This window comes from Streptomyces sp. NPDC087263 (assembly GCF_044744645.1).
GTDB lineage: Bacteria > Actinomycetota > Actinomycetes > Streptomycetales > Streptomycetaceae > Streptomyces.
This window is the reverse complement of the sequence record NZ_JBIUYT010000001.1, coordinates 718,080-733,173: the sequence shown is the minus strand read 5'-3', so window position 1 is coordinate 733,173 and position 15,094 is coordinate 718,080. Positions and strand designations below refer to the sequence as shown.

General features: G+C 70.5%; 12 protein-coding genes and 3 tRNA genes. 9 read left to right on the top strand and 6 right to left on the bottom strand.

All coding sequences use genetic code 11. The features are described from left to right. Positions 1-264 precede the first annotated feature (264 nt). On the bottom strand, positions 265-1,719 hold the full coding sequence (locus tag ACIPC1_RS03265) for an FGGY family carbohydrate kinase (protein WP_402512795.1): 1,455 nt from the start codon (positions 1,717-1,719) through the stop codon (positions 265-267). A 64-nt stretch (positions 1,720-1,783) separates the two neighbouring features. Continuing rightward, the gene (locus tag ACIPC1_RS03260) at positions 1,784-2,089 is read right to left on the bottom strand and encodes a YtxH domain-containing protein (protein WP_384390737.1); all 306 of its coding nucleotides are present in this window, start codon (positions 2,087-2,089) and stop codon (positions 1,784-1,786) included. Between the two features lie 147 nt (positions 2,090-2,236). Between ACIPC1_RS03260 and ACIPC1_RS03255 the strand changes: the two genes are divergently transcribed. The 4 genes from ACIPC1_RS03255 (at position 2,237) to ACIPC1_RS03240 (ending at position 3,200) form a co-directional block, all read left to right on the top strand. Then, positions 2,237-2,309: transfer RNA gene (locus tag ACIPC1_RS03255), tRNA-Asn, on the top strand. 5 nt (positions 2,310-2,314) lie between these two features. Further along, positions 2,315-2,387, top strand: a tRNA-Asn gene (locus ACIPC1_RS03250). 167 nt (positions 2,388-2,554) lie between these two features. Next, positions 2,555-2,628: transfer RNA gene (locus tag ACIPC1_RS03245), tRNA-Ile, on the top strand. Between the two features lie 407 nt (positions 2,629-3,035). Next, the gene (locus ACIPC1_RS03240) at positions 3,036-3,200 is read left to right on the top strand and encodes a hypothetical protein (protein WP_402512792.1); all 165 of its coding nucleotides are present in this window, start codon (positions 3,036-3,038) and stop codon (positions 3,198-3,200) included. A gap of 200 nt (positions 3,201-3,400) precedes the next feature. Here ACIPC1_RS03240 and ACIPC1_RS03235 read toward each other — a convergent pair whose 3' ends face one another. Next, on the bottom strand, positions 3,401-3,970 hold the full coding sequence (locus ACIPC1_RS03235) for an FAD-dependent monooxygenase (RefSeq protein WP_402513386.1): 570 nt from the start codon (positions 3,968-3,970) through the stop codon (positions 3,401-3,403). Here ACIPC1_RS03235 and ACIPC1_RS03230 point away from each other — a divergent pair. Continuing rightward, on the top strand, positions 3,966-5,120 hold the full coding sequence (locus ACIPC1_RS03230) for an FAD-dependent oxidoreductase (RefSeq protein ID WP_402513384.1): 1,155 nt from the start codon (positions 3,966-3,968) through the stop codon (positions 5,118-5,120). The genes ACIPC1_RS03235 and ACIPC1_RS03230 overlap by 5 nt on opposite strands. A gap of 116 nt (positions 5,121-5,236) precedes the next feature. Continuing rightward, positions 5,237-8,437 carry an amidohydrolase family protein gene (locus tag ACIPC1_RS03225; protein WP_402512790.1) on the top strand — a complete coding sequence of 1,067 codons (3,201 nt, stop codon included), beginning with the start codon at positions 5,237-5,239 and terminating at the stop codon, positions 8,435-8,437. Positions 8,438-8,719: 282 nt separating this feature from the next. Here ACIPC1_RS03225 and ACIPC1_RS03220 read toward each other — a convergent pair whose 3' ends face one another. Continuing rightward, positions 8,720-9,676: an AraC family transcriptional regulator gene (locus ACIPC1_RS03220; RefSeq protein WP_402513383.1), complete on the bottom strand. Its 957-nt coding sequence runs from the start codon at positions 9,674-9,676 to the stop codon at positions 8,720-8,722. Between the two features lie 404 nt (positions 9,677-10,080). Here ACIPC1_RS03220 and ACIPC1_RS03215 point away from each other — a divergent pair, with 404 nt between their 5' ends. From ACIPC1_RS03215 to ACIPC1_RS03205, 3 genes are all read left to right on the top strand, one after another. After that, positions 10,081-10,446, top strand: a complete 366-nt coding sequence (locus ACIPC1_RS03215; RefSeq protein WP_402512788.1) for a hypothetical protein — start codon at positions 10,081-10,083, stop codon at positions 10,444-10,446. Between the two features lie 67 nt (positions 10,447-10,513). Further along, positions 10,514-11,149: a DUF3105 domain-containing protein gene (locus ACIPC1_RS03210; protein ID WP_402512787.1), complete on the top strand. Its 636-nt coding sequence runs from the start codon at positions 10,514-10,516 to the stop codon at positions 11,147-11,149. Then, the gene (locus ACIPC1_RS03205) at positions 11,146-11,856 is read left to right on the top strand and encodes a DUF305 domain-containing protein (protein ID WP_402512785.1); all 711 of its coding nucleotides are present in this window, start codon (positions 11,146-11,148) and stop codon (positions 11,854-11,856) included. Before ACIPC1_RS03210 ends, ACIPC1_RS03205 begins: the two co-directional genes overlap by 4 nt. Before the next feature lie 140 nt (positions 11,857-11,996). Here ACIPC1_RS03205 and ACIPC1_RS03200 read toward each other — a convergent pair whose 3' ends face one another. Together ACIPC1_RS03200 and ACIPC1_RS03195 are read right to left on the bottom strand one after the other, a co-directional pair. Continuing rightward, positions 11,997-13,196, bottom strand: coding sequence for a cysteine desulfurase-like protein (locus ACIPC1_RS03200; protein WP_402512783.1), 1,200 nt, complete (start codon positions 13,194-13,196; stop codon positions 11,997-11,999). 62 nt (positions 13,197-13,258) lie between these two features. Next, positions 13,259-14,800 carry an amidohydrolase family protein gene (locus ACIPC1_RS03195; protein ID WP_402512781.1) on the bottom strand — a complete coding sequence of 514 codons (1,542 nt, stop codon included), beginning with the start codon at positions 14,798-14,800 and terminating at the stop codon, positions 13,259-13,261. Positions 14,801-15,094: the final 294 nt, after the last annotated feature.

Genomic DNA, 15,094 nt, shown 5'->3' with positions numbered 1-15,094 from the left:
TCTCGGGTCGTCGGCGGCAGGAGGATCGGCGGGCGGTTGGTGGGGCTACCGCTGGGCGGTCGGTGGGTGACCAGTGCGCGGTCGGTGGGTGACCAAAAGGATCGGTGGGTGACCAAAAGGACGGGCGGTGGTGCCCCACCCCCTATCGTCGAACACTCCCCCCGTGTTACCTCAACCGATTAACCCAAGTGCAGGCCAAAAACCGACCCTGCCTCGGACTCCGGACCTACGTCCGTGCCGCATCAGCCGGTTGTCAGACAGGCCCTAGCCCCGGAACGCCCCCGGATGCGCCTGTTCCCGTACGGCCACGTACTGCTGTCGTACGGCCTGCCCCATGGCCAGTTCCTCGCCGGGCTCCCGCACCTGCGCGACCGGGCCCTGCCAGGCGGGCGGAGTGCGCGGGTCGAGGGTGCCCTGCGAGACGCCGAGCGCCCAGGCCGCCTGCCGGGCCGCGCCGAAGGCCGCGTAGTCCGCGGGCTGCGGCACCACGACCTGCACGCCGAACAGCGCGGGCGCCACGGCCTGTACGGCGGTCAGCTCGGCGGCCTTTCCCAGCAGGAAGATCCGGCGTACGTCGACACCCCGGCCGCGCAGCACGTCGAGCGCGTCCGCGAGCCCGCACAGCATGCCCTCGAACGCGGCCCGCGCCAGATGCTCGGGCCGCATCGACTCCCGCCGCAGCCCGGCCAGCATCCCCGCCGTGTGCGGCAGGTTCGGCGTCCGCTCGCCCTCCAGATAGGGCAGCATCACGAGCCCGTGGGAACCGGGCGTCGACTTCATCGCCAGGTCGGACAGGCTCTCCAGATCGGGCAGCCCGAGGAGTTCGGCGGCGCCGCGCAGGGCCCGTACGGCATTGAGCGTGCTGACGACCGGCAGATGCATCCCGGTCGCGTCGGCCAGCGAGGTGATCATGCCGGAGGAGTCGATCAGCGCCTCGCGGTGTACGGCCATCACGGACCCGGAGGCTCCCAGTGACACGACCGCGTCGCCGAGCCCGACGCCGAGCCCGAACGCCGCCGCCATGGTCTCTCCGGTCCCGGCGGAGATGAGGAGCCCCTCCGGGGTGGTACCCGCCGCGTCGGACGGGCCGAGCACCTCGGGCAGCCCGACCTGGTGCCCGAGCGCCAGTTCGACGAGATCCGGCCGGTAGCCGCCGGTAGCCGCCGACCAGTACCCGGTTCCGGAGGCGCCGCCCCGGTCGGTGGTCCTGCGGGCCGGCCGCCCGAGCAGCTGCCACACCAGCCAGTCGTGCGCCTGCATCAGGAACGCGGTGCGGCGCGCGGCGTCGGGTTCGGTCCTGTTCAGCCAGCGGAGCTTGGTCACCGGCTGGCCGGCCTGCGGCACACAGCCCACGGCCTGGGCCCAGGCCTCGCGCCCGCCGAGCGCGTCGACGATGTCGGCGGCCGCGACCTGCGCCCGCTTGTCACTGCCGACGAGCGCCGGCCGCACCGTGTTCCCCTGTGCGTCCAGCGGAACGAGTCCGTTCTGCTGCGCGGACACGCCGATGGCCTGCACACCTTCGAGCAGCCCGCCGCCGGCCGCCTCTCCCAGGGACAGCAGCCAGGCCTGTGGATCGACATCGGAAGGACGCCCGCCACCCTCGGCCGGCTCGACCGGATGCGGCGCATAGCCCTGTTTGAGCACGGTGCCCGTATCCGCGTCACAGACGACGATACGAGTGAAATCGGGCGAACTGTCCAACCCGGCGACTATCCCCATGGCGCAAATTCTGCCGTACTACGAGAGAAGAGCGCGCCGGACCGGCTACGTCCGTACCCGATCGCTATGTGTTGGAGCTGCCCCAGTCGTCCTCGCCGCGGCCGTTCGTGTTCCGCTCGCGCAGGGAGCGGACACGGTCGGTGACGGAGGTGGGGACACGGTCGCCCACCTTCTCGCTCACCGTGTGGTACGCCTTGCCGGCGAACACGCGGCCCTGCTGGGCGGCGGTCTCGGCGGTGTTGCGCACCGCCGCGTTCTGCGAGATCTGACGGGCGGACTTCTTCAACTGCTCGTAGCGTTCGCGCCCGGCGCGTGTGCCCAGCACGTAACCCAGAGCCAGTCCGGCGACGAATGTGAGCCGGTAGCGCATGACGGCCACCCTTCCCTTGCGTCGGCATCGGTGTGGGGGCGGAACCGATTGGCGGAGCACCCCCCTGCTTGCGCTAATGTATGTGTCGCAGCGAGCGCACGCTGCCTGGCGAATACCCAGGTAGGTGCGTTCGATGCAACGAAGCGATCCCCTGTAGCTCAATTGGCAGAGCAGCCGGCTGTTAACCGGCAGGTTACTGGTTCGAGTCCAGTCGGGGGAGCTCGATCTCCTGTAGCTCAATTGGCAGAGCAGCCGGCTGTTAACCGGCAGGTTACTGGTTCGAGTCCAGTCGGGAGAGCAGCGGAAAAGGACCCCTCAGGGGTCCTTTTTCATGTCCGCCGGAACCGCGCGCAGCGCGCCGAAGTCCTCATGGTCATGCGTTGCCGACCATCCGAAGCAGGAGATCGTATGAGCGGCTATGCTGCGGCAGACGGCGCGCACAAATGTGCGCGACGCGCCGTAGATGGGGCGGTAGCTCAGCCGGTTAGAGCAGCGGACTCATAATCCGTCGGCCGTGGGTTCGAGTCCCACCCGCCCCACCTGTGCAGGATTCTGAGCCTGCGGAAGAGTTCTTTTTCTGGGTGTCGGGGCGTCAACTTTGCCTGGACGGGCTGGATCCGCTGCTTGTGGGTACGGGAGCCGAGGCGGCCATCCGTTCGGCCCTTCCTGGAGCGGGTAGCGTCGTGGGCATCATCGGGAGCGGTGTGGCGTCCGAGGCGGCCGACAAGTTCATGGATTGGTTCTGACCGTGGACGGAGGCGTCCTCAGTATGAGTGGTACCGAGCCTGTGGGACTCCTGCGAGTGGTGATCGTGTACGAGCAGCCCTCGGCGCACAAGGTGGTCTGTCACGCTCGCTGCATCAGTGCGGAGAGGAGCGTTTTCCCCGGCGATTCGGTGCTCCCGGAGGACAGCAGCTCACCGGATGGCCGGACTTATCCGGCCCGGGTGCTTCGCATACACCGACAGCCCTTCGGGGAGTTCACCGAACTGACCCCCGGCTGGAGCGCCGTCGTCGAACTCGAGGGCGTTGACCTGTCCTGGGTGCAGCCCATGGCGAGCCTCCGAGTGGTTCCGCCGACGACCGGCACGGAGCAGGGACAGGCGGGCTGAGTATCGCCTTCGGCGGCAGCCGAGGCAGCCGACCAGAATCCGTGCCGGTGTGTGGTGACAGGCCCGAGGCTGAGGATCTTCCTTCCTGGATCCTCAGCCTCGGCTCGCAGGGACTGAACGCGCAGCGCGGCGTCGCCGGGTCGTGCAGCGTTGTCGTACGGGCATCCGGGATCACGTCTGCTTCCCGGCGGGATGCGGATTCAGGCCTGGTAGAGCCAGTCGAGGTGTTTGAAGTCGTTTGGCTGTCGGTCTCGGAACAGTTCGTTGCGGATGAGTCGCGCGAGACCGTCCACGTGCCAGAGGTCGCCCCAGAACCGGGCGGAGGACTGTACGCGTGCGGTGCGGTCGGTTCGGGTCCTCTCGTACTCTTTGAGTGCGGTCTCCCAGTCCGCCGCTCCGGGATGGGGCCGCGCGGTCGCCTCGCCCGCGAGGCAATAGGCGTCCTCGATCGCCTGGCAGGCGCCCTGGGCGAGGTATTGCAGCATCGGATGAGCGGCATCGCCGGTGAGGGCCAGTCGGCCGTTGACCCAGTTCGGGATCGGGAGTCGGTCGTACATCGGCCAGCGCCTGTTACGCCACAGCGAGGCGAGACCGCGCCGGACCTCCGGGCAGCAGCCCGCGAAGACCTCCTCCAGTTCCTCCGGACCACCCCAGTTCTCCTCGCCGCGGTGGTAGGCCGGTGACTCGAACACCGCGACGGTGTTGAGCATCTCGCCTCGGCGCAGCGGGTATTGCACGAGGTGGCAACCACTGCCCAGGTAGACGATCACGTCGGTCAACGCGTTTTCGTCCACTGCGACGTCGATCTGCGACGGCCTCTACACACGTGACGACGCCACCCAGGTGGTGTTCGGCGTTGCTGAGGAACTGCTCGCCGAGCTGCGGGGGATGGGCGCGGTGAGCGAGCCCGCGCGGTTCACCGCCGTCGCCGTCGTGTTCGACCCGGAGAGCGTGAAGCGCGCCGCCGACGAGATGTGCGCCCGCGCCGGGGCGGACGTCCTGTTGCACAGCTCCGTACTCGGCGCGACCCGCGTCGACGACCGGCTGACGACCATCCGCCTCGCCGACCACTCCGGCATCCACGAGGTCACCGCGAAGGCGTTCGTCGACGCCACCGGCGAGGCCGATCTCGCCCACCACGCCGGCTCCGAGGTCCGCTACGGGAACGACGGCTGGGTACAGAACGGCACACTCGGCGTCCGCCTGGGCGGTATCCCCGCCGGAGTGGAGATCAGCAGCAAGGATCTGAAGTCCGCGGTGCGGGCGGCCAAGCGGGCCGGGGTGGAACACCTGACCTCGGAGACCGGACTCACCGCGCGGATGCCCATCTCCGGCGACCTGATCACCTACCTCGCCGATGAGGGCTACGACGCGCGGGACGCCGCCGACACCAGCCGCGCGGAGGCCGGCGCCCGCCGGCAGGCGCAGGAGCACCTGCGGGTGTTCCGCACGCTGCCGGGCTGCGGTGACGCCTACATCGTGAGCACAGGTCCCGAACTGGGCACGCGTGAGTCCCGGCATGTCGTCGGACGCTACCAACTCACCGAGAAGGAGGTGCTCTCGCCAGGGCCGATCGGCGACGCGGTGGCGGTTGGGGCCTGGCCGATCGAGTACCACCCAGGCCCGGGCGTCCCGTCCGAATGGAAGTTCATCGGCCGCCCCGGGTACTACGGCATTCCCCTTGACGTGCTGCGTAGCTGCGACACGGCGAACCTGTTCGCCGCGGGCCGCACGGTCGACGGCGACCGCGGCGCGGGCGGCTCCCTGCGCGTCATGGGCACGGCCCTCGCGACCGGTCACGCCGCCGGAGTCGCGGCCGCGCTCACCGCCCGCGACGGCGACACCGGCACCGGCCCGGTACGTGCCGAACTGCTGAGCCAAGGCGCCTGGCTTCCCCAGGCATACGACGAACTCAGTTGAGGTAGGTACGGCAGGCACCGTAGGGAAACAGAGCAGTCGGTGTCCTGCGGCCGGTTCCGCCCCCATCTGCCCGCCACACGCCCCCACACCCCCGTCCGGATCCGGAGAAACCGCTCATGACCACCGACCTCTCCCGCCGAAGGCTCCTCCAAGCCGCGGCAGCCACGGCCGCGGCCGCCGCCATCGAACTCCCCGCGTCCGCGTCCGCCTCGGCCGATGCCGCCGCCTCCACAGATGCCGCCTCTCGCACGGCCTCCCTCACTTTCACCGCCGCCACCAACGGCTCCGCCACCCTGGCCCCGGCCGGGGACGTGCTGGTCGCCGAGGTGCAGAGCGTCCTGTGGTCCATCCCCCGCGGGGGCGGCGAGGCCACCGCGCTCACGGCGCCCGACCTGGAACCCACCCGCCCGGTGTTCTCCCCGGACGGCCGCACCCTGGCCGTATGCGCCTACCGCGACGGCGGGTTCCACATCTGGACCCTGCGCCCGGACGGCTCGGGCCTGCGGCAGCTCACCGACGGGCCGTTCGACGACCGCGGCCCGGCCTGGTCGCCGGACGGCACCCGGATCGCCTTCGCCTCCGAACGCGGCGGCGACCCGACCGCCGCGGTCGCCGGCAGCCCGTACCGCATATGGACGGTGGACGTGGGCTCCGGGGAGTTGACCCAGCTCACCGGTCGGCCCGGTCAGGACGGTCCGCTCCAGGGCGGCGCGTGGGAGGACTTCGACCCCGCCTGGTCCCCGGACGGCCAGCGCCTGTACTTCGCCCGCGGCATCTTCAACGCCAACAGCACCGGCTCCCTCCAGGTCCGCACCATCGCCGCCGTACCGGCCGACGGCTCCGGCGCGGTCGTCACCGAGCACACCGACGACGGCCCGGCCGCCGCCAAACTCATGACCCCGGCGGTCTCACCCACCGGCCGCCTGGCCTACCTGCGGACCACCGCTTCGCCCGCCTCCTCCTGCACCCTGGTCGTGGACGGCTCACCGGTGGACGTCCAGCAGGACGTGGCCCCCGTCCCCCCGCGCTGGACCGGCCCCGACGAACTCCTCATCAACGCCGGCGGCCAGTTCCGCCTGCTGCGCCCCGAGGCGCCCGGTGACGCCACCGCCATCCCGTTCACCGCCACGCTCACTGTCGACCGCCCCAGCTACCGCATCAAGCGCTACGACGTCGACCTGACCGACGGCGAGCACCACGACATCCGCAGCGTGCAGCAGCCGGCGCTCTCCCCGGACGGCCGTCAGGTCGCGTTCCTCGCGCTCAACGCCCTGTGGACCGCGCCCGTTTCCGGCGGCGCCGCCCCGCGCAAGATCGTCCAGGCCGCCCCGCACCGCCTCCTCACCGCCCCCGCCTGGACCCACGACGGCCGCGCCCTGCTCTACGCCCACGACCGCGACGGCCTCTTCGCGGTCTACCGCCACGACCTCAGCACGGGCCTGGAGTCGCTGCTGGCCACGGGCGGCCGAATGTGCCCCGCTCTGTCACCGGACGGCGAACGGCTCGCCACCTTCGACGTGTCGGGCAACCTCCTGGTCACCACCCTGTCCACCGGAGCGGAACGCACCCTCGTCGAGCCCTACGGCGCCGGCGTGCCCGGCGCGCCGAGCTGGTCACCGGACGGCCGCTACCTCGCCTTCTGCGACTCCAACCGCCTCAACTGGCGCTTCCGCGAGGGCTACAACCTCATCAGCATCGTCAACACCGACACCGGCGCCGCCACCCTCCACCCGCCGGCCCCGCAGAGCTCCCTGTCCGACCGCTATGCCTCCGGCCCGGTCTGGTCCCCCGACGGGCAATGGCTCGCCATCGTCGCCGACTCCGCCCTGTGGCTCCTGCCGGTCGCCGCCGACGGCACCCCCACCGGCGAGGCGCGCCAACTCACCACGGAAGCGGCCGACCACCCCAGCTGGTCCGGCGACTCCCGCACGATCCTCTACCTCTCCGCCGGCACCCTCCGTACGATCGCGGTCGACGGCGGCCGGCCCCGCACCGTGCCGGTCTCCCTCGGCTACCGCCGCCCCCGCGCGCAGGACACCGTGCTCCACGCCGGGCAGCTCTGGGACGGCACCGGTGACACCGTCCGCGACGACGTCGACATCCTCATCCGCGACGGCCGCGTCACCGCCGTCGAACCCCACCGCGCGGGCCGCCCGGCCGCCCGCCGTATCGACGCCGCCGACAAGACCGTGATTCCGGGGCTGTGGGACTGCCACACGCACTTCACCACCAGGTACGGCGGACGCCAGAGCGCCCTCTATCTCGCTTACGGCATCACCACCGCCGTGTCCATGGGCAACTTCGCCTACGAACAGGCGGGCGTCCGCGAGTCCATCGCCTCCGGCAACCTCGCCGGCCCCCGCATCCTCAGCTCCGGGGAACTCCTCGACGGCTCCCGCGCCTATTACACCGCCAACCGCACCCACAGCACCCAGGAGGGTCTGCGGCGTTCGCTGGCTCGCGGCGAGGCGCTGGACTGGGACTTCGTCAAGACCTACGTCCGCGCCCCCAGTTGGATCATGCGGGAGGCCGCGGCCTTCGCCCGGGAGCGCCTGGGCGTCCGCAGCGGTGGTCATCTGTGCGTCCCGGGCATCCACGTCGGCCAGGACCTGACCAGCCATCTCCAGGCCACCCAGCGCCTGGAGTTCGGCCACGTGACCTCGGCCACCGGCCGCGCCTACCAGGATGTCGTCGAGCTCTACACCGCCGCCGGGGCGGACTTCCACATGATCGCCACCCCGTTCACCTCGGAGCCGCTCGTCGGCGAGGAGCCCTCCCTCGCGGACGATCCGCGCGTCACCACCCTCATGCCTCCATGGGATATCGCCACCGTCCAGGAGTTGGCCGCGAAGCCGCCCACCGCCGACCAACTGGGCGCCCTGGACCGGGAAACGGCGGTCTACCGCCGCATCCTCGACGCCGGCGGCCTGGTCGTCCTCGGCACCGACCAACCGGTCACCGTCACCGGCCTCCAACTCCACATCGCCCTGCGCGCCCTCCACCGCTCGGGCCTGTCGGTGGCCGACACCCTCCGCCTGGCAACAGTCCTGCCCGCCCGCGTCTTCGGCGCCGACGACCTCGGCACCCTCACCGAGGGCAAGCTCGCGGACGCGGTGATCGTGGACGGCGACCCCTTCACCGACTTCGACACCCTCGTCCGTACCGACTCCGTCCTGCGCGGCGGCGTGCCCTTCGACCAGTCCGACCTGATCCACGCCTTCGACGGGGAGGCTGCCGGTACGCGACTCGCCGCGCGGGACCAGGACCACTGGCAGGAGGTCAGCCGGCAGCTGCGCGAAGGGGGCTGCTGCGGATAGCGCGTTCCACAGTCGGCCGTGTTGCCGCATTGGGGCCTGCCTCGATGCGGCCGCGGGTGGCCTCCTCGCGGGTGGCTCGATGACCCCCGGCGAGGAGTTCAGCCGCTGCTCAGACGAGAAGCCTCCGTTGTCCACGGTGATCAGGCTCACCGTGGACCTGGCTGACGGTCGACTCGCCCAGTTTCAGCTTCTGCTGACCGGCTATCGGGCGCATCCCGCCGGATGCGAGGTGACGGCGGAGGCTGTCATCCGCACTGAGCCCACAGACACTCGGCGTTGCGTCTACTCCCGTACAGCCAGGGCCTGGAGCCGGAAGTCCTTGGGCGGGAGCCCATAGGAGGCGCGGAAGGCGCGGCTGAAGTCGGAGGGGCGGAGGCCCCAGCGGGTGGCGATGGTCTGGATCGGGGTGGCGTGCAGCGCGGGGTTCGTCAAGTCGCGGCGGGCGCCCTCCAGTCGCAGGCTGCGGATCCAGGCCGCGACCGTTTCGCCCCGTACCTCTTCCTGGAAGAGGCGGTGCAGGTAGCTGAGGGAGATGTGGTGCGCGGCGGCGATGGTGGGTGGTGTCAGCTCGGGGTCGTGCAGGTTCTGGCGGATGAACGCCCGTATGTGCTCGGTCATGGCCCGGTGGCGGGGCTCCGGTGGCAGGGCGGCCTCGGCGTCGAGTACCTGGGCGAACCAGGCCGACAGCAGGTCCAGTAGGACCGTGCCCAGGCGTGGCCCGTCGGACGGCCGGAGTGAGTTGGACTGCCGGTCCAGGCCGGTGAGGAACCCGGTCAGCAGGGCGCCCGTTCCTTCCCTTCCCGACAGCCGCACTCCCAACAGTTCCCGTACCCGGTTCGGCGGCAAGGGCAGCAGTACCTTGGGGAAGTCCACACCTACCCCCGTGATCATGCGGCAGTCCGGATCGTCCGGTGGCCGCGCGTCGTAGGGCAGCGAGGTGTCGACCACATACAGATCCTGCGGGCCGTGCATGGCGCTCTGCCCGGCGTGGTCGACACCCAAGCCGCCGCCGAGCACCAGCGACAAGTGGTACAGCTCCGGGTCGGATTGCCGCACCATCCGTGCGCTCCGCCGGAACCGTGCCGGCCGGAACGAAGCCGGCCACACGGTCACCGGCCCCAGCTCAAGTAACCGCTGCTCGGCCCAGAACTCGGTGGCGTACGCACTGGTCATGTCACTGGGCGCGTGCATCCGGCCGATCAGCTCGCGCCAGTGATCGAACCTGTCTTCCACTGGCAGGTCCTCGCTCCGGAACACCGTCCCGAGTGGCTGGCCCGGGCCACCGCCACGCTCTGCAGTTTTGGCATCGGTCGTCTCTGGCTGATCGCTCGACCGAATTTCGGCGCGGGGGCGCTGGAGACCTGTGGATGGTTCAGGCATGACACGCCTCTCACTCCCCAACCCAGTTGGAGGCTGCAGGCTATCGCCGTGATGGGCGGCCGATCCACCCAATCTTTGGTGCATCCACCGACGATGACTCCAACCCGCCCGTTCCCGTGCCGCACGGCGTTGGTTCGCCGAGGGGCGGAGCCGCCTCCGCTCATCCGGCGACCACTTCGTAGACTCCGAGCCGTACGTGCGGGGCAGGGTGACGGTGACCCCAGACGTTTCTTCAACTGACCGGAAGAAGCAGGCGACTGACGATGACCGCGCGGCGCCGTACCGGCTCCGTGGTGCTGGGCCTGTTGGTGGCCCTGGCCACGGTGTTGGGTGTGGCGTGCCTGTGTACGCACGGGCCCGCCGTGCAGCCCGTCGCCGCCATGTCGGCCGCGTACCAGGGGCCGGGCGACGACGACCCCGAGCACGTCTGCGCAGCCCCTGCCCAGGACCGGTGCGGCGCCCAGTGGATGCTGGACACCCCCACGACCGGCCCCGGCCCGCACCCGCAGCCTCAAAGCCTGCCCGTCCAGGTGGGCGTCGGGCCGGCCCGCGTCCCGGCACGGACCACGGTGTACGGGGCCGCCCCGCGCCCGCCGAACCTGCACGTCCTTCAAGTCCTGCGGACCTAGACCGGATGCCCGTTCCACCCCATTCACCGGCATCCGTCAACTTCCGCTGCAAGAAAAGGACTTCACCATGGGTTCCGCCAACTCCCGGACCAAGGCTGCCGACCGCCGCGCCCGAATAGAAGAACAGCGCCGCGCCGAAAGAGCCCGCGAGCGCCGCAACCGGATCATCACGATCGTCGCCTCCACAGCCATCCTCGTCGGCCTGCTGGGCGGTGGCTGGTACCTGGTCGACGCCGCCAACGAGAAGGAGCAGGTCAAGGCCACGCCAGTCTCCGGCGAGAAGACCTGGTCGAAGCTGACCCGCAACCACGTCGACAAGGACGTGACCTACCCCATGACACCGCCCGTCGGCGGCGACCACGACCCTGTCTGGCAGAACTGCAACGGCGACGTCTACACCGGCGAACTGCGCGACGAGAACGCCGTGCACTCCCTGGAGCACGGCGCCGTCTGGGTCACCTACAACGACAAGGCCGCCGACGCCGACGTCGAGGCGCTCGCCGCCAAGGTGGACAGAACGCCGTACACGCTGATGAGCCCCTACAAGGCGCAGTCCTCGCCGATCTCGCTGACGGCCTGGGGCCACCAGCTGAACGTGACGAAGGAGTCCGACGCGCGGGTCGCCGAGTTCCTCGAGAAGTACGTGCAGGGCGCGCAGACCCCGGAGCCGGGTGCCACCTGCACAGGTGGGAAGTCCTCGTGAGTGACGACGGGACGCGGGAGTACGCGGAGGACACCGGTGACCGGCATGTCAGGAGGCTGTCGCGGCTGTTGACCGGCGGGTCGCTCGCCGCCGTGCTCGCGGCCGTCACGGTGTTCGCGGTGCTGGCGTGGCCGACGAGCGGCAGCGCCGCGGCCGTACCACGCAACGACTCGGTGGACGCGGGCTTCGCACGGGACATGGCGGTGCATCACCAGCAGGCGGTGGAGCTGTCGTTCATCGTGCGCGACCGCACCGATGACGAGGAGGTACGGCGGCTCGGGTACGACGTCATCAACACCCAGGCCAACCAGCGCGGGATGCTGCTGGGTCGGCTGGACGTGTGGGGGCTGCCGAAGTCCTCGCAGCAGCCGTACATGTCCTGGATGGACCACGACATGAGCGGCATGGAGGGCATGGACGGTATGAAGGGCGTGGACTACGAAGCGCATGACGGTTCCCTGATGCCCGGCATGGCCACCGACCGGCAGATGGACCAACTGCGCCAGGCTAAGGGCAGGGCCGCGGAGATCCGCTACCTCCAACTGCTCACCGCGCACCACAAGGGCGGCATCGCGATGTCCGAGGCGGCGGTCGAGAGGGCGAGGACCGCGGAGGTGCGGCGACTGGCCCGGAGCATGGTGGCGGGCCAACAGGCCGAGATACAGCTCATGGCCGACTTGCTCAAGGCGCGCGGCGCGAAGGCGTGACGCATCCGGTCGTACGCGTACGCATCCGGTCGTCGCGTACTCGTGCGCGACGGCCGTCGGACGGAGGCGTCCGGTGGCTGTCGCGCACGAGTTCGCACTGCCGGCGTGTGAAGTGGCGTGAGCCATGGGCGTGTTGGCCGTCAGAGGAACGTGGCGAGGCCCTTGAGAAGTCTGTCCACGTCGTCGGTGTTGTTGTAGGGCGCGAGGCCGACCCGAAGAGCGGGCTCGGCCAACTTCAGTGCGGCGAAGGCCTCGTAGGCGTAGAACGACCCCGCAGGGGCGACGACGTCCAGGGCGGCCAGATGCGTCTGCGCCTCGCGCGCGTCCCGGCCGACGAGGGTCAACAGCAGAGTCGGGGTCCGGTCGTTCGCTTTCGAGTGGACGGTGACGGCGTCGCCCAGTGCGCGCAGCCCCTCTTCCATCCTGCCGCGCAAGGCACTCTCGTGGTCGTGAACGGAGTGCAGCGAGTGCGTCAGCCGCTCCCTCCGTGAGCCCCCTGTCCCGGGGTCGATCCCGGCGAGGAAGTCCACCGCGGCGGTGGCGCCCGCCAGGATCTCGTAGGGCAGCGTTCCGAATTCGAAGCGCTCCGGGACGGTGTCGGGAGACGGCAGCAGCTTGTCCGGATCGAGGGATTCGAGCAGCTCGGGTGCTCCGGCGAGCACGCCGCAGTGCGGTCCGAGGAACTTGTACGGCGAGCAGACGAACAGGTCCGCCCCCAGCGCGGGCACGTCCACCAGGGAGTGCGCGGTGTAGTGCACTCCGTCCACGTACACCAGGGCGCCGACGCGGTGCGCCCGGTCCGCGAGGTGACGGACGGGCGGCCTGGTGCCGAGTACGTTCGACGCGGCCGTGACCGCGACCAGCCGCGTCCGCGGCGAGAGGGCCCGCTCGAACGAGCCGAGGTCCAGTTCCGAGGTCTCGTCGTCGATGTCGATCCAGCGGACCGTCACTCCGCAGCGCCGGGCCGCCTGGATCCAGGGACGGACGTTGGAGTCGTGATCCAGGCGGCTGAGGATGATCTCGTCGCCCGCCCTCCAGGTCTTGGCCAGGTGACGTGAGAAGTCGTAGGTGAGCTGCGTGGCGCTGCGGCCGTGGACGACGCCGCGCGCGGACACGTTGAGCAGGTCGGCGTAGGCGGCGCGGAAGTCCGTGACCGCCTTCTCGGCGTTCAGTTCGGACACCGTGCTGCTGCCCCGGTTGGACAGCGGGCCGGTCAGCGTCGCGACCATGGCCTCGGCGACGGGGCGCGGCGTCTGCGTACCGCCCGGGCCGTCGAAGTGGGCCAGACCGTGGGTGAGAGACGGGAAGTGGTCGCGTAGAGCGGTGACATCGACGGCCATGGCATCGGCTTTCTGGAGAGGACGGGCGGCAACCGGCGGGTGACAGCTGTCCTGGAGGTTTCTCAAACTCCCCTTCCGCAGCATCCACCGGAAGCAATAGCTGCCCCGGAGACCGGGTTCCTGACCGCTGCCTCGACGTCCGCCAGCATCCTCTGCCGCGCCTGCGGGGAGATCACCCGGCCGCGGGTGACGACCGAATGGATCCGCCGGGTGTTGCGGATGTCGTTCAGCGGGTCGGCGTCCAGGACCACCAGATCGGCGATCCTGCCTGGTTCGACCGAGCCCAGGACCTCGCCGAGGCCGAGGAATCGTGCGGGTTCCACGGTCGCCGCCTTCAGGGCCTGCTGGGGCGTCGCGCCGGCTCCGACGAGCAGCTCCAACTCGTCGTGCAGGGCGAACCCCTGCACGGAGTACGGCGTACCGGTGTCGGTTCCGGCCAGGATCGGCACGTCATGGGCGAACAGTTCACGGACGAAGCGCTGCCGGTACTCCCACATCTGGTGCTGGCGGGCGATCTCCTCCGCCGGACGGTTGGCCTTGCAGAGGTTTTCCACCACGTAGTCGTAGATGTCGAGCGAGTCCTCCCTGAGGTACTTCAGCGTCGCCGGATCCGGCGCGGTGTAGTCAGGCATGTCCAGCACGCGGTGCATCGCCAGAGTGGGCGTGACCCGGGTGTTCCGGTGCCTCAGCCGACCCAGGACGTCGGCCGCGCGGGCGCTGCTGAAGGTGCCGGCCGCGAGCCATTCGATCGGATGCAGTTGCCGGAGCCAGCCGTTGTAGTCGCCCGTCCTGAGGCTGATGGCCCGCAGCTGACGGCGGACCTCTGCCTCCTGGCTGGACACGGACAGGGCGACGGCATGGACGTGCTCGATACTGCGCTGCCCGCCCGCGGCGACGGCAGGGATCGAAACCTGGTCGGGCGCGTGCCCGGCGACCGTCAGCCCCTGCCGCCGCGCCTCGTCGAGGATCGCCTCGTACGCCGTCGGGCCGAGGCGCGAGTAGACCTTCACGAAGTCGGCGCCCTCGGCCTTGACCTGCCGTACGGCGGCCCGGGCGGTGGCCTCGTCCCGCACCACCAGGACGGACAGCAGGTTCGGGTCCCACAGGGTCGGGTCGCCGTCGATGATCTGACTGGCGACGACCATCCGCGGTCCGAGCAGGGTGCCGGCGTCGATCCGGTCACGCCAGTCGTAGGTCATCGGGTCGCCGGACATGACCCGGACGGTGGTGACGCCGTTCGCCAGGTGCAGTGGCGGGTCGACCTCGTCGGTGTCGAGGGCGTGCACATGCATGTCGGCCAGGCCCGGGATGACGAACTTGCCGGTCAGGTCGATGGTGGTCGCGCCGCGGGGGACCGGCAGGTTCCGGCCGACGGCGATGATCCGGTCACCGCTGATCAGTACCGTCTGCCGGCTGTTCCGGCGGCCGGTCGCGACATCGATCACGGTGACGTTGGTGAGGGCGGTGGTCCGGGTGGTCCCGGTGGCGGCCCCGGACGGGGCATCGACCAGTGCGGAGGCCGGGCCGGCGGCGAAGGAGCCACCGGCGACCACTGCGGCGCCGACGGCCGTACGGGTCAGGAACTGACGTCGTGAGGTGTCCATGCCTCGAAGCTAGGCGGCGGGCGCGGCCCGGTCAGTGGTGGCAGCAGCCCTCTTCCAGGTGGCGACAGGTCCACCCTGCCACCCGGTCCGCCTGCTGCCCAGGAGCGGGTGCAGCGGCCCGTCGGTGCGCCGGCCGGTGGATGGCGCTGGAGGTCGTGGGCGGCCGAACTCGTGCTCAGGTGGCGGCCGTTGCAGGTGTTCGCGGCGGTTCTGCCGTGCTCGCCGCAGTACGACAGGGCGGCCCCGCCGTCGGTGAAGGGGCCCGGCGCGCAGATCACCCGGTAGCCGGCGTTC